Annotated in this window: 22 protein-coding genes and 1 riboswitch; of the genes, 4 read left to right on the plus strand and 18 right to left on the minus strand. The window is 36.0% G+C overall.

The genetic code is table 11. The features are described from left to right. Nucleotide 1: 1 nt before the first annotated feature. The 7 genes from pyk to dnaE form a co-directional block, all read right to left on the minus strand. Nucleotides 2–1,762, minus strand: coding sequence for a pyruvate kinase (gene pyk / locus ACFQ3N_RS06730; RefSeq protein WP_390360781.1), 1,761 nt, complete (start codon nt 1,760–1,762; stop codon nt 2–4). 25 nt (nt 1,763–1,787) lie between these two features. Next, nucleotides 1,788–2,747 carry a 6-phosphofructokinase gene (gene pfkA / locus ACFQ3N_RS06735; protein ID WP_390360783.1) on the minus strand — a complete coding sequence of 320 codons (960 nt, stop codon included), beginning with the start codon at nt 2,745–2,747 and terminating at the stop codon, nt 1,788–1,790. A 135-nt stretch (nt 2,748–2,882) separates the two neighbouring features. Continuing rightward, nucleotides 2,883–3,839, minus strand: coding sequence for an acetyl-CoA carboxylase carboxyl transferase subunit alpha (accA, locus tag ACFQ3N_RS06740; protein WP_390360785.1), 957 nt, complete (start codon nt 3,837–3,839; stop codon nt 2,883–2,885). After that, on the minus strand, nt 3,836–4,696 hold the full coding sequence (gene accD / locus ACFQ3N_RS06745) for an acetyl-CoA carboxylase, carboxyltransferase subunit beta (RefSeq protein WP_390360787.1): 861 nt from the start codon (nt 4,694–4,696) through the stop codon (nt 3,836–3,838). The genes accA and accD overlap by 4 nt, the downstream gene beginning before the upstream one ends. 153 nt (nt 4,697–4,849) lie before the next feature. Continuing rightward, nucleotides 4,850–5,482, minus strand: a complete 633-nt coding sequence (locus ACFQ3N_RS06750; protein ID WP_390360788.1) for a FadR/GntR family transcriptional regulator — start codon at nt 5,480–5,482, stop codon at nt 4,850–4,852. 21 nt (nt 5,483–5,503) lie between these two features. Continuing rightward, complete coding sequence (locus ACFQ3N_RS06755; protein ID WP_390360790.1) at nt 5,504–6,742, minus strand: NAD(P)-dependent malic enzyme; 1,239 nt, start codon at nt 6,740–6,742, stop codon at nt 5,504–5,506. Nucleotides 6,743–6,877: 135 nt separating this feature from the next. Then, complete coding sequence (dnaE, locus tag ACFQ3N_RS06760; RefSeq protein ID WP_390360792.1) at nt 6,878–10,243, minus strand: DNA polymerase III subunit alpha; 3,366 nt, start codon at nt 10,241–10,243, stop codon at nt 6,878–6,880. A 158-nt stretch (nt 10,244–10,401) separates the two neighbouring features. On the opposite strand from dnaE, the gene ACFQ3N_RS06765 reads away from it, so the two are divergent. From ACFQ3N_RS06765 to ACFQ3N_RS06775, 3 genes are all read left to right on the plus strand, one after another. Next, nucleotides 10,402–10,734, plus strand: a complete 333-nt coding sequence (locus ACFQ3N_RS06765) for a YtrH family sporulation protein (RefSeq protein ID WP_390360795.1) — start codon at nt 10,402–10,404, stop codon at nt 10,732–10,734. Continuing rightward, entirely contained in the window at nt 10,734–11,237 is a 504-nt protein-coding gene (ytrI, locus tag ACFQ3N_RS06770) for a sporulation membrane protein YtrI (RefSeq protein ID WP_390360796.1), read from the plus strand. The genes ACFQ3N_RS06765 and ytrI overlap by 1 nt, the downstream gene beginning before the upstream one ends. Nucleotides 11,238–11,376: 139 nt before the next feature. After that, nucleotides 11,377–11,562 (plus strand): hypothetical protein, encoded by a 186-nt coding sequence (locus tag ACFQ3N_RS06775; RefSeq protein ID WP_390360798.1) that lies wholly within the window; start codon nt 11,377–11,379, stop codon nt 11,560–11,562. Nucleotides 11,563–11,853: 291 nt separating this feature from the next. Here ACFQ3N_RS06775 and ACFQ3N_RS06780 read toward each other — a convergent pair whose 3' ends face one another. After that, on the minus strand, nt 11,854–12,798 hold the full coding sequence (locus ACFQ3N_RS06780) for a DHH family phosphoesterase (RefSeq protein ID WP_390360800.1): 945 nt from the start codon (nt 12,796–12,798) through the stop codon (nt 11,854–11,856). A 99-nt stretch (nt 12,799–12,897) separates the two neighbouring features. Here ACFQ3N_RS06780 and ACFQ3N_RS06785 point away from each other — a divergent pair, with 99 nt between their 5' ends. After that, nucleotides 12,898–13,194 carry a YtpI family protein gene (locus ACFQ3N_RS06785; RefSeq protein ID WP_390360802.1) on the plus strand — a complete coding sequence of 99 codons (297 nt, stop codon included), beginning with the start codon at nt 12,898–12,900 and terminating at the stop codon, nt 13,192–13,194. Nucleotides 13,195–13,236: 42 nt separating this feature from the next. Here the strand turns inward: ACFQ3N_RS06785 and ACFQ3N_RS06790 are convergent, their stop codons facing one another. The 10 genes from ACFQ3N_RS06790 to ACFQ3N_RS06835 form a co-directional block, all read right to left on the minus strand. After that, on the minus strand, nt 13,237–14,544 hold the full coding sequence (locus ACFQ3N_RS06790) for a DRTGG domain-containing protein (protein WP_390360804.1): 1,308 nt from the start codon (nt 14,542–14,544) through the stop codon (nt 13,237–13,239). Nucleotides 14,545–14,617: 73 nt separating this feature from the next. Next, entirely contained in the window at nt 14,618–14,845 is a 228-nt protein-coding gene (locus ACFQ3N_RS06795; RefSeq protein WP_390360805.1) for a hypothetical protein, read from the minus strand. 106 nt (nt 14,846–14,951) lie between these two features. Then, nucleotides 14,952–15,479 (minus strand): hypothetical protein, encoded by a 528-nt coding sequence (locus ACFQ3N_RS06800; protein ID WP_390360807.1) that lies wholly within the window; start codon nt 15,477–15,479, stop codon nt 14,952–14,954. Beyond that, a complete protein-coding gene (locus ACFQ3N_RS06805; protein ID WP_390360809.1) occupies nt 15,472–16,014 on the minus strand; it encodes a PilN domain-containing protein in 543 nt (180 codons plus the stop codon). Before ACFQ3N_RS06805 ends, ACFQ3N_RS06800 begins: the two co-directional genes overlap by 8 nt. A 16-nt stretch (nt 16,015–16,030) precedes the next feature. Continuing rightward, entirely contained in the window at nt 16,031–16,936 is a 906-nt protein-coding gene (gene pilM, locus ACFQ3N_RS06810) for a type IV pilus biogenesis protein PilM (RefSeq protein WP_390360811.1), read from the minus strand. Nucleotides 16,937–16,948: 12 nt separating this feature from the next. After that, nucleotides 16,949–17,701, minus strand: coding sequence for a prepilin peptidase (locus ACFQ3N_RS06815; protein ID WP_390360813.1), 753 nt, complete (start codon nt 17,699–17,701; stop codon nt 16,949–16,951). Nucleotides 17,702–17,803: 102 nt separating this feature from the next. After that, nucleotides 17,804–18,154: a prepilin-type N-terminal cleavage/methylation domain-containing protein gene (locus ACFQ3N_RS06820; protein WP_390360815.1), complete on the minus strand. Its 351-nt coding sequence runs from the start codon at nt 18,152–18,154 to the stop codon at nt 17,804–17,806. 37 nt (nt 18,155–18,191) lie between these two features. After that, nucleotides 18,192–18,275, minus strand: a riboswitch (cyclic di-GMP riboswitch). Nucleotides 18,276–18,329: 54 nt separating this feature from the next. Continuing rightward, the gene (locus tag ACFQ3N_RS06825; RefSeq protein WP_390360817.1) at nt 18,330–19,526 is read right to left on the minus strand and encodes a type II secretion system F family protein; all 1,197 of its coding nucleotides are present in this window, start codon (nt 19,524–19,526) and stop codon (nt 18,330–18,332) included. A gap of 6 nt (nt 19,527–19,532) precedes the next feature. Continuing rightward, on the minus strand, nt 19,533–20,570 hold the full coding sequence (locus ACFQ3N_RS06830) for a type IV pilus twitching motility protein PilT (protein WP_390360819.1): 1,038 nt from the start codon (nt 20,568–20,570) through the stop codon (nt 19,533–19,535). Between the two features lie 12 nt (nt 20,571–20,582). Beyond that, entirely contained in the window at nt 20,583–22,211 is a 1,629-nt protein-coding gene (locus ACFQ3N_RS06835; protein WP_390360821.1) for a GspE/PulE family protein, read from the minus strand. Nucleotides 22,212–22,216 lie beyond the last annotated feature (5 nt).

Raw genomic sequence — 22,216 nt, forward strand, 5'->3', positions numbered from 1 at the left:
TTTATAATACACTTGCATGCCCTTTATAAATATCACCTTTAGAACCATCAATGGTAATATCTTCACCATCTTCGATTAATTCAAAAGCATTTCGAACACCGACAACAACAGGTATCCCTAAACTTAAACCAACGACTGCTGCATGTGAAGTAAGACCGCCTTCTTCGGTAATGATGCCACTAGCTTTTTCAACCGCTACCATCATGTCCCGGTCTGTTCCATAGGTTACAAGTATATCTCCTTCGCTTACTTTCTCTATTGCCTCTTCGGCATTTTTGGCTATTACTGCTTTCCCATATGCACTACGACGACCGATTCCTTGGCCTTTGGCAGCTACATCACCAATAACATGAACCTTCATTAAGTTTGTAGTTCCACTTTCTCCTACTGGAACACCTGCTGTAATGATGACTCTACTTCCACGTTTAAATAAATTAGTGCTTAAACCTCGATCAATAGCTACATCCAACATTTCGTCTGTAGAATGTGCTTGTTCACCCATTACAGCGTGGACACCCCAAACCAGTGATAACTGACGATTTACTTTCTCTGCGAAAGTAACCGCAACTATAGGTGACTTTGGTCGATATTTTGAGATCATTCTAGCTGTATGTCCACTTTCAGTTGGCGTAATAATTGCACTCACAGATAAATTCATAGCTGTGTGTGTTACAGATTGACTAATCGCATCCGTAATTGTCATGTCAACTGACCTAGAACGATTTTTCAATATACTGGAATGATCAATAGCCGTTTCAGCTTTTAATGCAATATTACTCATCGTTTGGACAGATTCCACAGGATAATTTCCTGCAGCAGTCTCACCTGAAAGCATAATTGCATCAGTTCCATCAAATATAGCATTAGCAACATCAGATGCTTCTGCCCTTGTTGGACGGGGGTTACGTTGCATAGAGTCCAACATTTGTGTAGCGGTTATAACTGGTTTTCCAGCAATATTACATTTTTTAATTAATTCTTTCTGCACTAGAGGGACATCCTCGGCTGGTATTTCTACACCCAAATCCCCGCGCGCAACCATCAAACCATTGCTTACTTCCAAGATGGAATCAATATTATCTACGCCTTCCTGATTCTCTATTTTAGGTATAATTTGAATATATGTCGCATTGTGTTTTTCCAAAAGTTCCTGAATCTCCAGAATATCAGATGCACGACGAACAAAAGAGGCCGCTATAAAATCTATCCCTTGTTCTATCCCGAACTCTATATCTTTTGCATCTTTTTCGGTAATTCCAGGTAAATTGACACTAACGTTTGGAACGTTAACACCTTTTTTATTTTTTATTGTTCCTGAGTTTAATGCTTTTGTTTTAATTTCATGATTATCACGATCAACTTCTAATACCTCTAGTTCAATAAGCCCATCATCAAGCAATATGTTGGACCCTTCATGAACATCATCAATTAACCCTTGATAGGTAACAGAAAAACGTTCAGCATTTCCTTCAATATTATCCATAGAGACATATACAGTACTACCTTCTGTTAGTTCAGCCTCACCATTTTCAAACGATCCAGTTCGTATTTCAGGTCCTTTAGTATCTAATAGAATACCAACTGTTTTTCCAGCTCTATTTGCTGCACTTCTAATATTTTTAATACGCTCACCATGCTCTTTAAAATCACCATGTGAAAAATTCAAACGGGCTACATTCATTCCTGATTCAATCAATGTTTCAAGGGTTTCGATCGATTCAGAAGCAGGTCCAATCGTACATACGATTTTAGTTTTTCTCAATTTTGCTTCCTCCTTCTTTTTTTGCCTATATAGATAATTCTTTTGAAAGCTTATACATGTCTTCATTAATGGTGTGCGCTTCGATTAGAACATCCATTATGTTTTTATCAACTATTTTATTATTTTTAATTCCTACCATTTTTCCGGCTCTTCCTTCTAACAGTAAATCAACTGCTTTAGCACCTAAGCGACTTGCTAATACACGATCAGAAGCAGTGGGAGAACCACCACGTTGGATATAACCTAAGACAGTTACTCGGGTTTCTAAGTTAGTAGCCTTTTGTATTTTTTCACCATATGTAACCCCACTACCTACACCTTCAGCCAAAATGATTATACTATGTTTTTTACCACGATCATGTCCTCGTTGCAGACGCTCAACTACTTCTTGAAAATCATCTTTCTTTTCCGGGATGAGTATACTTTCAGCACCATCTGCTAAACCTGCCCACAAAGCCAGGTCACCTGCGTCACGACCCATTACTTCAATCACATATGTACGCTCATGTGAGGTTGCTGTATCTCTAATTTTGTCAATTGCTTCAATAATAGTATTTAGTGCTGTATCAAAACCAATTGTAAAATCGGTTCCCGGGATATCGTTATCAATAGTTCCTGGAACCCCTATACATGGATACCCTTTTTCCGTTAGCTTTTGTGCACCACGAAAACTTCCGTCGCCACCGATAACAATTAATCCTTCTATCCCATGCTTTTCCAATTGATCAATACCTTTTTGTTGTCCTGCATCGGTTTTGAATTCTTCACATCTGGCAGAGCGAAGAATGGTACCACCACGTTGGATGATGTCACCTACTGAACCGATGTCCATTTTTTTAATATGACCGTCTATAAGACCTTGAAATCCACTTTCTATACCATAAACTTCTATTTCATGATAAATAGATTTACGTACAACAGCTCGTATAGCAGCATTCATTCCAGGAGCATCTCCGCCACTTGTTAAAACACCTATTTTTTTCATCAGTTTCACCTCAGGTTAGTCTGAAATATTTCTGTCTATACTAAGATAATCTTTATAGTATAAATTATCAATTATTTGCATGTCTAAACAATCATGAGGTTGACAAAAGTCAACCTCAACATGGATGTAGTGTTATTAGCTCTCTTTGTAATCACCAATTTTTTTATATTTTTCCCATCTTTTCTCAAGTAATTCATCTTTCTTACATTCATTTAATGCTATTAATGACTCCTCTAATACCCGATCAATATTGATGGCTTGTTGTTCAATATCACGATGTGCTCCACCCTTTGGCTCAGAGATAATCGTATCGATAACTCCTAAATCTTTCAAGTCATAAGAGGTGATTTTCATTGATTCAGCTGCTTTTTGTGCTTGACCTGAGTCTTTCCACAATAAAGCTGCAGCACCTTCTGGAGAAATAACAGAATAGGTTGAGTTCTCTAGCATATGTATGTGATCACCTACACTTAAAGCTAGTGCTCCACCACTTCCCCCTTCACCAATTACAATACAAACAATTGGTACTGTAAGACCAGCCATTTCCATTAAATTACGAGCAATCGCTTCACTCTGTCCACGTTCTTCTGCTGCTTTTCCTGGATAAGCTCCTTTGGTATCAATGAAACAAACAATTGGTCGGTCAAATTTCTCAGCTTGCTTCATATGACGTAGCGCTTTGCGATAACCCTCTGGATGAGGCATGCCGAAATTTCTTCGGATATTTTCTTTTGTGTCCTTACCCCGTTGATGTCCAATAACAGTAACAGGATTATCTTTATAATAAGCCATGCCCGCTACAATTGCTTCATCATCACCATATAGCCTGTCGCCATGAAACTCAATAAAATTAGTAAACAGACGTTGTATATAATCTAATGTAGTTGGCCGCTGTTGATGTCTAGCCATTTGGACACGGTCCCAAGGCTTTAAATTACCATAAATATCGTCTTCTAATACGGCTAATCTTTTTTCTAAGGTACGAATCTCATCTGATAAATCAATATCACTATCCTTCGTGAACTTTTTAAGCTCTGCAATTTTATCCTTAAGATTAACAATTGGTTTTTCAAAATCTAACACTTGTTTCATGAGTTGTTTCCACCCTTCTGATGCATTCCAAGCAATGTTGTCAGAAGTTGCTTCATTTCATGCCGATGTACAACCTTATCTAGTTGTCCATGTTTTAATAGAAATTCTGCAGTTTGAAAATCATCTGGCAGCTTTTCGCGTATGGTTTGTTCGATTATTCGTCTCCCAGCAAAACCAATTAAAGCCCCAGGTTCGGCAAAATTATAGTCTCCTAGTGATGCAAAGCTTGCTGATACACCTCCAGTAGTAGGATGTGTCATTATGGAAAGCATTAGACCACCTTCATTACTAAAACGTTTTATAGCTATAGATGTCTTGGACATTTGCATTAAACTTAAGACACCTTCTTGCATTCTTGCACCACCTGAAGCAGTAAAAATAATGAAAGGGATCGATTCATTTTTTGCATTTTCAATTGCTCTAGCAATTTTTTCTCCAGCAACAGAGCCCATACTCCCCATTCTAAAAGTAGAATCCATTACACTGAATGCTGTTTCTTGCCCATTAATGAACCCTTTCCCTGTTATCACACATTCATTCAGCCCTGTCTTTTTACGGTCCTTCTCCACTTTTTCCTCATAATCCGGGAAATCTAGAGGGTTACCTGTAATTAAACCACTATCCCATTCCTGAAAAGTACCCTCATCAAATAAACTTTCGATACGTTCCCAGGCATTTAACTGGTGGTGGAAATCACAGTTTGGACAGACATTTATATTTTTCTTCATCTCTTTGCGATAATAGATTTTATGACAACCATCACACTTCATCATTAACCCTTCAGGAACATCCTGTTTAGCCTGTTCACTAGGGATAGATGCATACTTTCTTTTCTTTACAAAAAAATCCTTAAGCAAGGTAGCTCCTCCTTCTCAAAACCAATGCATGTACAGATAACTCAATATAGATATGATTGCGATTAACTCTATTATAGTATAACGAATATAATTACAAAATGGCGACATATTCTGCCGTTAATATGCTTTAGAATACAAAGTTAATGTGTATGTTTATACTTCTTCCTTGTACCTTGAAGTTAAAAATAAATCCTCAATATGGTCATACCTCTTTTTTGAATAATATGTAATTAGTGAAGTATAAAACTCTTCCATATAATAATGCTTGTTTACTGTACGAGAAAAATCTTCCATTAGATTCCAAATTTTTGTTAATAAAAAATTCTCTGTCTTATTAAATAAATAGTTAAAAAATGCTTCATGCTTTTCATGCAACATTAAATTAGAATCATGCAATAAAGCCCTTAGTTCCTCTATATCTATTCTTTTTATGTGGTCAAAGGCCAGTTTAGCAGCTTCTTTCTCTAATACTTGCTTTGCTAGTGCTAAGTCACTTATTGTGTTCTTTTCCTGTAAAATAAATGACGATAATAACTCAACCGTTTGATAAGGACGATATGTGCTCAGATATGTCCCTTCACCGCGTCTGGTTTCTATAAGGCCCAATAGTTCCATCGCCCGCAATGCTTCTCTAACAGAAGATCTCCCTGCTTCTAATTTTTCTGCTAACTCTCTCTCAGAAGGAAGCTTATCACCTGGCTTTAAGTCGTTATCTTCAATGAATTTACGTATTTCCGTTAATACTCCTTGGTATACTTTTTGTTTAGGCGACATGGACACTGCCATGATTCACTCCTTTAAACTACTTTAGTCTTCATCTATTTCAGTTAATCTTCTTGTTTTTTCAGCTACTTCTTCAGGGTCAAGTGTGATCCTTGCTACTCCAGACTCCATAGCAGCCTTCGCAACACTTGAAGCTACCAGTGGTGCTACGCGTGCATCAAATGGCGCTGGAATAACATAATCTGCTTCCAATTCTTCCTCAGAAATAAGTGAAGCAATTGCCTCAGCAGCAGCAACTTTCATCTTTTCATTTATACGTGTCGCTCGTACATCTAGTGCGCCACGGAAAATACCTGGAAATGCTAATACATTATTAACCTGGTTTGGAAAATCAGATCTACCCGTACCGATAACTTTTGCACCTGCATGTTTTGCCGCATCAGGCATAATTTCTGGATCAGGATTTGCCATTGCAAATATAATAGGATCATCATTCATTTTTTTAACCATTTCTTCTGATAAAAGGCCACCTACTGAAACGCCAATAAATACGTCAGCTCCTTCAAGTGTTTTTTCCAAATCACCTTCTACTTTTTCTTTGTTCGTCATTTTAGCCACTTGATCTTTTACATCATTCATTCCATAGGGTCTGCCTTCAAAAATAGCTCCCTTTGAATCGCACATAATCATGTCACGAACACCAAAGTTATATAATAATTTTATAATTGCAATACCGGCAGCCCCAGCACCATTAGCTACTACTTTAATATCAGAAAATGATTTCCCGATTAACTTTAAAGCATTGATTAATCCTGCAACCGTAACAATGGCAGTACCATGCTGATCATCATGAAAGATTGGAATATTCGTTTCTTTCTTTAGCCTTTCCTCAATAATAAAGCAGTTTGGTGCAGCAATGTCTTCTAAATTTACCCCGCCAAAAGTTGGCTCCATTAATTTTACTGTGCGAACAATCTCTTCTACATCATGTGTCGCCAAACATAAAGGAAATGAATCAACACCGGCAAAACTTTTAAATAAAACTGATTTCCCTTCCATAACTGGCAATGCAGCTTCCGGTCCTATATTTCCAAGTCCCAATACAGCAGAACCGTCACTAACTACTGCTACCATATTTCCTTTCATGGTATAATCATATACAACTTCTTTACGATCATATATTTCTTTACAGGGTTCCGCTACACCAGGAGAATATGCAAGACTTAAATCTCTAGCATTGCGTACTGGTACCTTAGATTTTATTTCTAACTTTCCTTTATTTACTCTATGCATATGTAGCGCTTCGTCTCTTAAGTTTGACACGTATAGTTCACTCCTTTTAGTAATAGAAATTATAGGATTATTTCCAGGGTGGTCAGACCACTTTGCTATTTTTATTATAACAGAAGGTGTATATGTGTAAAGTATTCTATATGGTGCAAGATGGTGCAAGGAAGTCTATTTATTGTTTCTTTTTTCTAACACAACACTGTTCTTACCAAACTCACTTATGAACGACTGCAAGCAGGCATAACTCGGGTTGATATAATAATCATTAGCTAACTTATATGTCTGTTTTTTCTCAGCATGGTACACAATAATCGGTGTACTTCCAGGGGATTCATTGGCAATATTCTTTATTATCTTTAATGCCGTTTCCTTAGTTTGATCGGATAATTTTATAAATAATCGCTGAGTCTTCTGTTGAACTTGAAAAGTCTCTTCTTTAAGTGGATGTACATCAGAGATAATCCATTGCATACTTTTATTTCTTAATTCTACTTTTCCATTGAATACGATAATCATTTCCTCCTGAAGCCACCTGTAAACATTTCGATACAAATCAGGGAAAATCACTGCCTCCATCTCTCCTGTTTCATCCTCAATTGTCATAAAAGCCATTGAGTCCCCACGCTTAGTTCGTATAGGTTTAATAGTCTGAATGATCCCCGCACTATTTATTTTTTTCTTACCAACTAGGTGTTGTGCCTTATTGAGTGACACATGACCATTTTCTCGTAAAATATGACGATGGTTCTGCAAAGGATGACTGGATACATAGACTCCAAGCAGTTCTTTTTCATCTGTTAATTTCTTCATTTGACTAAAATCTTCTATTTCGACATAGATCTCTTCCAATTCAAGCTTGTCATGAAATAGACTTGGCTGATCATTGAATTCACCAAAAAGTTCCCCTTGTTCAATAGCTTGGTCAATGGATGCCAGAAGACTTGCGCGGTTAGTATAGAGTTCATCAAATGCTCCAGCTAGTATTAGTGTCTCGATTGTTTTTTTAGTCACTATCTTTAACGAAATCCGTAGGCAAAAATCAAATAAGCTTTTAAATGCCCCTGCATTTCTTACTTGAATAATCTCTCGTACTACTTGATTGCCTATTCCTTTTATGGACAACAGACCCATTCTTATATTGTTACTTTCTACTGCATACTTCCCAAAACTTTTATTGATCGACGGTGAAGCTAAAGAAATCTCTAATTCCTTCATTTCCTGTAAATATAATTGAATTTTATCTTGTTGGTTTGCAACAGAACTTAATAGTTCAGCAAAAAAACAAGCAGGATAATGCGCCTTTAAATAGGCAAGCTGATACGAAATTTTACTATAAGCAACTGCATGACTTCTTGGGAACCCATAATCTGAAAACTTTACAACCCATGCAAATAATTCTTCTGCTACCTCTTTTTCATATCTATTTTTTAAACATCCTTGGATAAAAACTTCTTTTTGTTGATCCATGACCGCTTGTTGTTTTTTACTAACAGCCCGGCGCAGAACATCTGCCTCACCTAAAGAAAAACCAGCAATTTTATGTGCTATTTGCAGAATTTGTTCTTGATAGATGAGTACACCATATGTTTGTTTTAATATTGGTTCCAAATCAGGATGTGGAAAGGTTACCGGCTTTCGTCGGTGTTTCCGGTCAATATAAACCGAAATATATTCCATTGGACCCGGTCTGAATAAAGCATTAACTGCTACAATATCTTCAAAGGATGTTGGTTTTAACTGTGTAAGAACTTGCTTCATTCCTTTGGATTCTAACTGGAATACTCCGTTTGTTTTTCCCTTTTGTAATAATTCAAACGTTTTTACATCATGCTCAGGAATTTTACGGTAATCTATTTCTTTGTTGGCAGTATATCCAATCGTCCGAACGACTTTCTCCAACAATGACAAATTACGTAATCCTAAAAAATCCATTTTCAACAAGCCGATTGCTTCAAGATCATTCATTGGGAATTGTGTAAGACTGGTTTCATTTGCACCAACAGTTAATGGTGTATGCTCTACAAGGGGCTGTTCACTTATAACTACACCTGCTGCATGTGTTGATATATGCCTTGGTATTCCTTCCAATTTTGTTGCAATTGAAAACAAGGTTGTCAACGGGGGTGATTGTTTAATATATTGCTTTAATCCCTCGGAATCAAGAACATATTCGCGTAATGATTTTTTTGCCTGAATTGGAATTTCCTTTAAAATAAAATTAGCATCTTGTTGATCAATACTAATAGTTTTCATCAATTCCCGTAATAAGGAACGCGCTGCAAAAGTACCGAAAGTAATGATTTGTGCTACATTTTCATGTCCGTATTTGTCACGCACATAATCAATAACGTCATCCCGCCGTTGATCTGAAAAGTCGATATCAATATCTGGCATTGTTATTCGCTCAGGATTAAGAAAACGCTCGAAAATCAGATTATATTTCATTGGATCAACTTCAGTAATACCTAGAACAAAAGCGACCAAAGAACCTGCAGACGAACCACGTCCAGGACCTACTGTTATATTGTTATTTTTTGCATAGGCAATAAAATCCCACACGATCAAAAAGTAATCACTATATTGCATAGATTGTATAACGCTTAATTCATAGCTCAAACGGTCATTTACTTGATAGTTAGGTTGGTCGTATTTTTGTTCCACATTCGTCCAACACAACTTTTCCAAAAATTCGTGTGCATCCATTGCTTCTGGAACGGGATATGCCGGGAGCATTCTTTTATTAAAATCAAACGATACATTACACTTCTTTTTTATTTTAGTCGTTTCCTCTATTACTTCAGGCCAAAATTGAAATAACGTATCCATTTCAGAGCTGGATCGTAAGTGGTGTTGCTCATTACTCGTATCTACGTTATCTTTTGACCACTTATTGCCTTTTTTCATCGCTTGTAAACAATCATAAGCAACAACGTCTTCCTGGTTAAGATAACGTACATCATTTATAGCTACCACCGGAATTTGATAGTTTTCATGAAATGCTTTAAGAGAAGTTTGTACCTTTCGATCATTTTCCAACCCATGATCTAGAATACCAAAATAAAAATCTTCATCATGAAACATATTCCTCCATGTTTGTATGTATCCTTTTGCTTTCATGTATGGTTCTGTAAGTAATAAGGATTCGACTATTTTATTATCCGTTGGCAAAATACAAATAAGGTCATAAATAAAAGACTGAAGTTCTTTTATAGTTATTGACTCTTGTTTGTGTTGTTGGATATATGTACTTAATTTTGATAATTGGTTATATCCTTTATTGCTCTTTGCTAGTAAAATACAGGACACCATCTGCTGGTCCTCATCCAGAACCTTAACAGACATACCAATAATTGGTTTAACCCCATACCTCTCACATGTCTTATAAAAGGAAATGGCACCGTATAAGACGTGCTCATCAGTAAGTGCTAGTGCATCAAAATGTAGCGAGCTAGCTTTCTCAACTAATTTTTCTATCGTTATGGTGCTTTCCATCAAGCTATAACCACTTCGAACCTGCAAATGTGTAAAAGACATATCATCCCACCTTGAAAGTTTCTCTATTCTTTATTATAGCTAATCTATCTATGTACTGCATATATGTTGTTTCATATTGTCCTAACGTGCATCATAACATATCTCGTCCACTATTCTCATATAATGAAAGGAAGTTTGTCTAGTAAGGGGAGAATGTTATGGAGGAACGATTTATAGCTTCATTTATTCATTGTTACTTTATCGCCTTTGGTGTAATTATTGGTGGTGCAATCATCGGCAGTATTGGTGCTTTTATTACAGGGGATGCCCCTCTTACAACAATAAGCCGAATAGCGAAAAGTCTCCGTATCTGGGCGATAGTGGCCGCAATTGGTGGCACATTCGATGCGATATCCAATTTTGAAAAGGGGTTTTTGGACGGACAAACAATAGACCTATTTAAGCAATTTTTGTTTATCTTGTCTGCGATGGGCGGAGTTAAAACGGCTATTATCTTAATCGAATGGCTTATACAGGAGGATATAACCTAATGCACATACCTCCATATCATAAAAAGCCTAGCTGGCAACGTTTTTTAATTGGAATAGTTATTGGAGGTATCATTGCATACTGTATTGTCATCTTTATGTACGGGGCTATGTATGAAAGACTACTTGAACAAAACCTTGACTTACAATCACAGGTAACTGAATTAAAAAATCAAAATGAAGCATTGTTAGAAGACAAAGAGGATTTAGATGAAAAGGCAAAGGAGCCGTTGGTTATCAACACGGTTGAGGTGAAAATCACTAATGAAGAACAATTAAGATTAGACAGATTAATTATACATCAATTAGAAGAAATGGTTAAGCAGGAAATTAGTCACGTCATCGGTCAAGACATTAACGTTATTGACAAGAGTGACCAACTTTTAATATCTACTATTGAAAATAAAGGTTTCACTGTAGATGATTTTACGTATTATTTCGATGTTAGCAAGCTTACCATTTCACAAACGGTTAAATTAACAGTTGAGGCAAAAGTTTCCAACTGATGTGAACATTTCATGAAAAAATACGTAAACCTATAGTATTCCTGAGAAAATTCTTATATAATTATTGTACAGATAAGAAAACTTTCCACATAAACTTCATATAGTACATTATGGAAGGGAGCTGTTTTATATGTTGGTTATGAATCGACGTATTCGTGACGAAAAGATTGCACTACTAAAGAACGGCCGTACGGCATACGCAGAATCTCATGAACTAATACGGTTAATCAAACGTGATATAGAAAAGGAACATTTGACTGTTCATTTCGATTGCTCTACTACAGGATGTTGGTTTATACCACTATCTGATAAAAAGAGCAGCTAATGAAACAGGCATACGTTATTAAACATACTGGTGGTGAACTCATTCTCTGAGTTTCACCACTTTTTATTATTCTAGGAAATTATAAAATTTGGAGGCCTGTGAATAATTTATTGACTGTGTAAGCCGCGTCCAGCTCCAGCGCCCGTTTAGCGACTATTGGCCTTCCCTATCCTCCTTACGATAAGTCAACATCGATTCGCTACCGCTCTTCGTGTTTCCTTTATCTCATGCGGATAAGTCCAGTCCATACGTCGCTAAACGGGCGCTTGCGCTTTTGTTCTTTATCTAAATTTATTCAAATGCCATACATACTTGGTCTAAATCATGGGTAACCTTGTCCGTTTCATCCCATGTTCGAACAGATGCACCAGCTGCCATAGGGTGACCGCCACCATCATATTTTGCTGCAATATCATTAATAACAGGCCCTTTCGAACGGAGCCTCACACGTATTAGGTCTTCTTCTTCGATAAAGAAAGCCCACGCTTTAATCCCCTCAATATCTCCTAATACATTTACCAACTGAGAAGTTTCATTTGGACTAATTTTATACTCATCTAAGATAGACGTTGTCAATTTTATGGTACTCATACCTGAAGATGACAATTTAAAATGCTGTAGGATAAAGCCCCTTAATCTAGCAATATTGTCCTTCGTATTATAAATACCATCATATAAATTCGAGCGATCAAAATCATAAGTAACTAAATCAGCTGCATACTGAAATGTCTTCTTTGTTGTGCTCGGAAATAAAAACCTGCCTGTATCCCCGACAATCCCTCCATATATAAGCTTTGCACCTTCATTATTCAATGTGAACCCCTCATACTTAGCCAATAGTACTAATTCGTAAATCATCTCACTTGTGGAACTTGATTCTGTATCAACCCAAATAAGATCACCATACAGATCGACATTCGGGTGATGGTCAATTTTAATTACTTTTTTACCTAATTTATACCTTGCATCACTAATACGTGCTGCATTAGCTGTATCACATACAATTACTAACGCATTTTTATACACTTCATCTTCAACCTCATCCATTTGAGCAAGAAAGAGTAGAGATGGTTCCTCATCCCCAACTATAAACACGTTCTTTTCTGGAAATGAATGTTTAATCATCTCACGCAAACCTGCCTGGGACCCAATTGCATCTGGGTCAGGTCGTACATGTCGATGGATAATAATTGTCTCGAATTCCTTCATAGTATGTATTATTTTCTCTTTTGTCATTTCTCTACCCCTAACTATTTATTTCTAGCATAATTAGTAAAAACAAGCTACAATGAGGAAAGGAATTTGATTCAAAATTTTAACATAGGAGTATGTCTTATGATTATTTTCCCTACTATTATTGCTCTATCACTTGTCTTATACATATATTATAAGGTGGCCATTCTTAAAACAAAGGATCCGTTAACTCAATCCTATTTTAATGCTAAATCTCGAATTTGCCTTGGAAGTTTCGTTTTCTTTTTTGCCATAAATCAATATCTTTTTTATGAGACACAAATTTCACTGTTTATAGGAATAATCCTATTAGTTCTAGGTGGTATGCAATTAAATCTAGGTTTCAAAGAAGTAAAGCATTATCGAAATGAGTGGAAACGATTGAATCCGTCATCATAGAAAAATAATCAGAAGCTGACTATACGAATAGTCAGCTTTTCTTTATCGATCGATTAATTGAGCCATTAATAAACCTTTTCCTACTAATTTCTGATTACTAAACACTTCTACATCAATTTTAGCATAAATTCGACCAGCTTCTAGAAGCTTTGGTTTAACGATTAAATTGCTATCAATCTGAACTGGTTTTATAAAATACACCGTTAGATTTTCAACAACAAGATCACCTTTTTTAACATATAACAAGAGCCGACTGCTTGCTTCGGTAATTAATGCCGTGAAAACCCCATTAGAAAGCGTACCTAATTGGTTAGTCATTTGCGGCGTTACTTTTGCTCGGAATACCGTTTGCTCATCTTCAACTGTCTCCAAATTGCTCGATACAATGTCTTCAATCGTTTCACCAATCTGAGGTTGGCGTTGTATTTGTTGTAATGCCTTTAACACATCTTGTCTCGAAACAACCCCTTGTAATATATAGGATTGATCTACAACTGGAACTACTTCAATACCTTCCCACACCATCATATGTGCTACATAAGCTAAGGATGTTTTAAATTGAACAACTAATGGATTTTTAGTCATCACCTTCTCGATCAGTAAGTTGGGATCTTTCCCTATAACATCCTTGGAAGTCAACATGCCAGATACTCTTTTTTTATCATCAACAATTGGATAACGTGTATGTTTTGATTGCTCATTTAATTCATACCATCTTTTCAATGTATCTTTGTTATATAAGTAGAATGACTGATCATAAGGTGTATAAATGTCACCAACAAACACAATTTCTTTTTTGATTAATTGATCATAAATGGCACGATTGATCATAGCGGCCACTGTGAATGTATCATAACTTGTCGACATTATTGGCAATTGCTTTTCATCTGCTAACCGTTTGATATGGTCGTCAGTATCAAAACCACCTGTAATTAATACAGCAGCCCCTTCATTCAATGCCAATTCATGTGCTTTCACACGATTACCAACAATTAATAAGGAGTCTGCTTCTGTATATCGCATCATATCGTCAAGTTGCATTGCACCAATAACAAATTTATTTAACGTTTTATGCAAACCTTCCCGTCCACCTAGTACTTGTCCATCTACAATATTGATAACTTCGGCAAATGTTAACCGTTCAAAATTCTCTTTTTTCTTACGTTCAATCCGAATCGTGCCAACACGTTCCATAGTACTGACCAATCCTTGGTTTTCAGCTTCTTTAATCGCCCTATATGCCGTTCCTTCACTTACATTTAGTGCTTTAGCAATTTGTCTTACCGATATCTTATTTCCAACACCTAAGGAAATAATATGCTGCAGAATTTGCTCGTGCTTTGTTGCCATTAGTTATTCACCGACTTTCAACTGTACTAGTCTCTTTACTTACATATTATTATACAGTTGATTTCACAGAAGCTCAATGATTAAGGGTTTGGCGCTCCCTTGTTCTTTCCTGTTCCATTACAGGTGGGGAAGTCATTTGTAAGAGTGTTGCAAAATTAGAGCCAATCACAAGTAAGAAAAATGCAAGCCATCCTCCCCAGAAAATAAATTCTATTTGTGTGACTGCTTCAGGAATTATTGGCCAAGCGAAATATAGAAAAAAGCCAGCAAGTAATATACGTAAAATAGCATAATGTCGCAAATTAACTCCTCCTTTTGGTGTTAATCTATGATGAAAAGAAGTCTTAAAGAACTAATCATTCAAAAGAACAGAGTAACTTTCTGCAAAATTACTCTGTCTGCTAGTATTATTTCGTTGAGAAAGCTCTAAATGTTAACGATAGATCATGACTTTCATCTAATTTGCTAATATATATGGTATCAATAAACAATAATCGTTCGCTTTCTAGCATCGCTTCTAAAAAGTTATCTATATCAGCCAAATTTCCACCAGTGATATCCATAGCGTATTCCTGACTAGCAACCCCATCTTTTTCCAATTCCTCTGATCTATCAGTAGTGATCGACTCTATGTATGTGATCGTTGTATTTGTTGAACTGGCGAAACTTTCAAGGTTATTTAACACGTTATCTGGAGATGACAGATTTGGAATTTTCATAATTGCATCAGGAGATTCCTCATTTAATGAACGATCATCTTCATTTGTTATTCTTTCATATTGTGTTTCATACATCTTTGCTTCTTGCTCTAAGGTTCTTGCTTCTTTTTGTATCGGCTTAATAATAGAAAAATAAGTAATACCGTAGATTAAAAGAGCTGCTACAACTATCGCTACTGTGATAAATGTATATTTTTTCGTCCATTGTTTATTCATTTTCACCAAGCTCCTCTACCAATATTTTATTATTCAAGCTAATAGTTAACGTTGCTTGATAAGCTGATTCTACGTTTCTGATGCTCGTTAATTCTGTGTCGTCTATGAATGGTTGTTCTAGTAACCTCGTTACAAAATCTGCAACATCATTGAGGTTATCAAAGCTAGCATTCATAATGAGTTCATTTTCTTCTGTGAAATCGTAATCAATTAATTGTTGAGGAGACGTTAATAACCCAATAACACGTTTATATAGTTCAACAATGGGTAGCTTTTCGGCTTGTAAAGAAGTAATGGCTTGTTCTAGTTGTTTAAGATTTCGTTCGCTGGAGGTATCTTCTTGATGCTCCATTAATAACGTATTGATTTGAGCAATCTTGCTTTCCTGGTTCTCAATTTGACTTTCGTAATTATTTTTTTGAATAAGTAAGAACGCAAAAATACCTACCATCAATAGAATAAACAAAATACCAAAAACTACTGGGGCTATATATTTATTTGGTTGTTTTTCCAGAAGATTGATTTCTGTATTCATATTGTGTTACCCCTTTTTAAACATCTCGTTTTAATGCCAAACCAAGGACATCGATATATGCTGACTGTAATTCTTCTTTTTCAAAGCTTTGTATTGGTATCGTCACTGATTCAGAAAGTGTTTCTTTAACAGAATTTAAAAAAGAGAAATCACCTGTTAAAAGCAACCTATTAATACTTGCCTCACCTTTTGTAATGGAAAAATGATAAAAGTCGATAATCCGGTTAATCTCAATTACAAATTCATTAATGATTTCTTTTGCTATTTCTTCATTTCCCTCTGTATTAGCTTCTATTGTCATATATCTAGTAAAAACTGCTTTATGATGCTGAAACGCAGTCAGTATTAGTGCATCCTGATTCCAATGAATAAGAAGTACATGAGCTTTTTCCTCCATTTGCTGCAAATAATAATACCGATAAACGGACAACGTAGTAAGATCGGCAGCAATTGGTTTTAGTCCGGCTTCCTCAAAAACGGTTTCATATGCTATGATTTTTTCCTTTGGGTAAGCAAATAAAAGGATGTTCCTGTTTTGCTCGTCTTCACCCAAAAATTCAATGTCCAGTGCTGGATTTGCAAATGGCAAATAGAAACTATTCCCTATTTGTGTGTTTACATAAGAAATTGATTCTTCTTTCGTTAGAGAAATAGGAATTTGCAACTGTCGAATAACAACCGTATCATCTGGAACAGCAAATATAAGTTTTTTCCGCTTCCATTTATGTTTACGAACTAGTTGATGGATGACTTCTAATAGTGCTGATTTATTAACAATTGTTCCATCCTTAATAGTGCCTTCTGGAAGCTCTACCTCACCATGTGTAACCAATCCCTCTGCTGAAGGATTTTTATGGTAGGTGAAACGCAAAAGACGATTTGTTATTACTATATTTACTCTGCCATTATTCAAATATCCCATGTTGCCACCTGCTTATACTAAATTAAAATACCAATTAATGATGGATTCACCATAAAAATATGTAATCCATGTTGCTATAACAATATATGGACCAAAAGGAATTGGCTGCTTACGATTAATTAGTTTAAATACCAGCAATATCATGCCTACTAGAGCTCCGATCACACAAGAGAGGAAAAAGGCTAGTAATACTTTATCGATCCCTAACACAATCCCTAGAACACCAAACAACTTCATATCTCCGGCTCCCATACCCCCACGGCTTATCATAATTACAATTGCAATAGTGGCAATGCCTACTAGCGCCCCTGCAATGGAAGTCCACCATGGATCAAGTGGTTGTATAAAGCGCATGATGATAAATAGAGGTAAGAAGAACAGTAATACCTTATTTGGTATGAGCATGTATGTCATATCAGAAACGATTATTATAACAAGCATTGAAATTAATAGTAATGCTACAATTAATTCTATCTTTAAGCCAATCGTAACATAACTATATGCAAATAATAATCCAGTCGTTAGCTCCATCACAGGATAAATAAACGATATTTCCCCTTTACAATGGCGACACTTCCCACCCTGAAATATGTAGGATAAAACCGGAATGAGTTCATACCATGAGAGTGTATGGTTACAGTGTGGGCAAATTGATCGATCGTTCGCGAAGGGTTGATTTTGTGGTAAGCGTAAGCCGACTACATTGAAGAATGAGCCGAAGATTAGGCCAAGTAGGAAGAAAAATAAGATTATTACTGTATCCATGTAATAAAGCTCCTGTCCCTATAAGATAAAACGCCCTGCAACAAAATTGCATGGGCGTCATTATTCACCGTACTACTTTTTCAGATAAAACCAATTTTAACATCAAAATGTAGCACCAGATTCTGAAACATTATTAATCACATGATCTTCATTATATTCGTGGTCACCAACATCTTGAGGTACATCATCTAAATAATCATTCTCAACAAGTTCGTTAATTGTAACATTACCGTCTTGAACTTCATCTAAACCACCAATATATGCTAATCTAGCAGCATTTTCTATTAATTTAACATTAGCCTCATGTGCCTTTTCCTCAGAATCTCCAATAACATTCCCAATAGTCGGTACTGCGATTGCCGTAATAATTGCTAAAATAGCGATAACTGCCAATAACTCTACTAAAGTGAATCCTTTTTCCCTTTTCAATATCTTTTTCATGCGTGTTAGCATAAATTATTCCCACCTTTTTAAAGCATAAAAATTTCATACCATAGCTGGTCGGTTGTACTACGTACTCCTGACTAACCAAGTGCCCAAATGAAGATAGTCTATCAAAGTATCCTACTAAAGTTCTATTTCCATTATAATACATTACTTGACAAATATCTATGAATTTCTATACCATTCAAAAAGTTTCAAACAACGAAAACATCGGTATAACCACTGCTGTGATAATACCTCCAACTATTACAGTTAATATGATTATCATCAAAGGCTCAATCAATGTTTTAATTCTCGTAGACAACTGATCTAATTCTTCTTCGTAGAATTCAGCGGCTTTTGAAAGCATTTGATCTAATGTCCCGGTTTTTTCACCGATTTTAATCATCTGTGTAACTAAAGCAGGGAACGCCCAATGATCTTTCATGGGTATCGTAATCGACTCGCCTACCTCCAATGACTTCCTTGCCTGCTCAAGAACATCTTGAATCACCCTATTACCAACAACTTTTTCGGTGATTTCTACCGATTGTAAAATAGGTACAGCACTATTAACCAATGTACTTAACGTTTGTGTCATTCGAACCATTGCACCTTTATGAACCAGAGCTCCTAGGAAAGGAAACTTCATTTTAATTCTATCTATTCGATAAATGAGACTGTCAAATTGTATCACATACTTGTAAATAACAATCCCCAATGCCATTAATATAACGAATACCCACCAAAACGAACGAAGCCAATCACTTAAATTTAAAATAAATCGTGTATACGGAGGGACCTCCTCACCAAGTGAATGAAACATACTGACAAATTGTGGCACAATAAAAACTAATAAAAATATACTAAGTACCAGCGTTATAACTCCTACTACACCTGGATAAATTAACGCCGACACGACCTTTTGTTTATTGCGATATTCCTTTTCATAGTAATCTGCCATTTGATTAAGAATGTCATCCAATTTACCACTAGCTTCTCCTGCGTTAATCATATTGACAAGTAGTGACGGGAACACTTTTGGATGACGTTCTACAGCCTTTGAAAGTGATTGACCTTGATCTAATTGTTTATCCATGTCGATAAGTGCAAGTTTTAAAACTTTACTTTCAGTTTGCCTAAACATGGTTTTTGTAGCTTCCGAAATCGAAATCCCTGCATGAATTAAAGTGGAATATTGTCTAAGAAAGATGACAAACTCTTTATTATTAACCTTTTTGTTCAGTACAATATCTCTATTCCATGTTTTCGCCTCTGCAATCTCAAAAACTATTAAACCACTATTTTCAAGCTCTACAAGTGCATCCTTTTTGGAATCCGCTTCTACTTTTCCTGTTATTTTTTGTCCTGAGGTTTTTTTACCAGTATATTGGTAATTCATTCATGATTAACTCCTTTCCCGCATAAAAGGAGCAGCAGTGTCCAGCGAAATTTTATCATCCTGGAGTAAACGTTTAAGATCCATTTCTAGAGTGTGCATACCTTGTTCTTTAGATGTTTGTAATACATTCTGAACTTGATGCAGCTTTTCGTTTCGAATTAGATTTTTAACTGCTGGTGTATTGATCAATATTTCAGTTGCTACATTGCGACCCATATTATCTTTCGTTATAAGTAGTCGCTGAGAAATAACAGCCTTTAAAATGGTTGATAGTTGAATCCGTATCTGTGTTTGTTGACCTGGAGGAAATACATCAATAATACGTTCGATGGTAGAAACTGCGTCCGTTGTATGTAATGTTCCTAAAACCAAATGACCAGTTTCAGCAGCTGTAATTGCTGTGGAAATTGTTTCTAAGTCCCGCATCTCTCCTACTAGAATAACATCCGGATCTTGTCGTAAACTTGCTCTTAGTCCCCCTGCAAAACTATTTGTATCAAACCCAATTTCCCGTTGATCAATAATGGATTGATCATGTTTATGCATATATTCAATGGGGTCTTCAAGGGTAATAATATGTTTGTTCATCGTTTTATTCATATAATTTATCATCGAAGCAAGTGTTGTGCTTTTACCACTTCCAGTAGGCCCTGTAACAAGTACTAACCCCTGTGGCTCATGAACCATTTGTTTCACAATTTGTGGTAAATCCAGCTCTTCAACGGAAGGGACTCTCGTTGGTATAATCCTGATTGCAAGCGATAATTCACCACGTTGATAGAAGGTATTGATCCGAAATCTTGATAACCCTCTTATTCCGTATGAAAAATCCAGTTCACGTTTTTCCGTCAACTTTGTCCATAAATTTTCAGGAATGATTGCTTTAACAATTTGCTTTGTGTGAAGAGGCTCCAATTTTTCTTCAACTTGGTCCAGTAATTTGCCATTCACACGGAAAATAGGGGGTTTACCAATGGTTAAATGAACGTCTGATGCTTTCATATGGTATGCCTCTGTCAACCATTTATCAAATTGTTCTTTCATGTGTATCTCCCCTTATAAACTAATAGAAACTTGCATCATTTCTTCCATCGTCGTTAGTCCTTCTTTTACTTTTTCAAGTCCATCTTGCATTAAAAATTCCATCCCTTGTTCTTTTGCATAGCCTTGAATTTCTGCTAACGACTTTTTATTAAGCAACATACTTTTTATTTTATCGTCAATAACTAATACTTCATGTACTGCAAGTCTACCTCGATATCCTCGTTGGTGACAGCTGTTACAGCCTTTTGCATAATAAACCGTATCCATTTCGATATTATGGCTCGAGAAAATTTCCTTTTCCATTTCTGTCGGCTCTCGTTCTGTTCGACAATCACGACAGATTTTACGCACTAAACGCTGGGCTACAATCCCGTTTAAGGCAGATACTACTAAATACGGTTCAATACCCATATCAATTAATCTTGGCACTGTATCAATGGCACTATTCGTATGCAAAGTACTTAAAACGAAGTGCCCTGTAAGTGATGCACGAATTGCTATCTCAGCAGTTTCCTGGTCACGAACTTCACCAACCATAATAATATTTGGATCCTGTCGCAAAATGGAGCGTAACCCATTAGCAAATGTAAGACCAATCGAACTATTAGTTTGTACTTGATTAATACCTTCTAATTGAAATTCAACGGGGTCTTCAACGGTTATAATATTAACCATTTCTTGATTCAAAAAGTTAATGGAAGCATATAGTGTTGATGTTTTCCCGGAACCAGTAGGACCGGTTAACAAAACAAGTCCTGATGGTTGTGAGATTAATTGTCTGTATTTCCTGTGATTTTCTTTTGAGAAGTTTAATTCGCTTAATTGCATAAGTGCATTATTTAAATCTAGTATGCGAATGACAACTTTTTCTCCATGAACAGTTGGTAAACAAGATATCCGTAAATCTACAGGTGTCGTGCCAACTTTCATCTTTATTCGACCATCTTGTGGTAATCGTGTTTGCGTAATATTCATATCAGCTAAGATTTTTATTCGTGCAGTTATGGAGTTTTGCATTTCTTTTTGAATGATATTTTCCGTCTGCAGGCGACCGTCTATTCGATAACGAACATGTACATTGGATTCTTGGGGATCAATATGTATATCACTAGCTTTTAATTGAGTACCTGTATTTAAAATCCGATCCAACAATCGTATAACAGGGGCTTCCTCATCGTCATTATCCCCCATTTCCACTTCTAGCTCGGAATTACTTTTAAAATAATATTTATTGATTGCATATAATATATCATTCTTAGTTGCAATTACTGGTGAAATACTGAATCCTGTTGCCATTTCTAAATCGTCTATAATGTAATAATCCATCGGGTCCTTCATAGCGATTACAAACGAATTATCCTTAATAGTTAACGGCATAATAAAATTCTGTTGTGCCATTTCTTTTGAAATATAACCTAAAACCTGTTCATCAACTGGATACTGATATAAGGAGACATGGGGAATGCCCAACTGAAATTCTAATACTTCTATTAGTTGACGTTCTGTAATAAAACCTCTTTCAAGTAAAGCATCACCAAGCTTTTGATCACTTTTTTTATTTTCCAATGCTTCCTTAACTTGTTCCTCCATTACGAGACCGGCATCTTGAAGAAGGTCTCCTAAACGTTTACGTGTAGACATAATAA

It is taken from the genome of Virgibacillus byunsanensis, assembly GCF_042675965.1.
GTDB classification, from domain to species: domain Bacteria; phylum Bacillota; class Bacilli; order Bacillales; family Amphibacillaceae; genus Virgibacillus_R; species Virgibacillus_R byunsanensis.